Annotated in this window: 1 pseudogene; it reads left to right on the top strand. The window is 73.6% G+C overall.

Annotated features, from left to right (window positions below):
- Positions 1-258: pseudogene (locus SB756_RS32075) on the top strand (alpha-1,4-glucan--maltose-1-phosphate maltosyltransferase); the annotation flags it as partial.

Raw genomic sequence — 258 nt, 5'->3', positions numbered from 1 at the left:
CCAGCTTCGCCGCGCCAACCCCGCCCTGCAGAGCCACCGCGGCCTGACGCTGGCCGCCAGGGGCAATGCGCGCGTCATCGCGTTCGCCAAGGCCACGCCCGGACAGGGCAACGTGATCCTGGCGGCGATCAGCCTGGACCCGTTCCACGCCCAGACGGCCCGCATCGAACCGCCCTACGCGCTCTTCTGCCCGCCGTGGGCCGCCGAGATGGTGGCCGAGGATCTGCTGGCCGAACGGCGCGAAACCTGGCGGGGCGG

This window comes from Pseudomonas sp. SIMBA_068 (assembly GCF_046534705.1).
Lineage (GTDB): Bacteria > Pseudomonadota > Gammaproteobacteria > Pseudomonadales > Pseudomonadaceae > Aquipseudomonas > Aquipseudomonas putida.
Note: the sequence above shows the minus strand (reverse complement) of the source record. Positions and strands in the feature narration are given on the sequence as shown.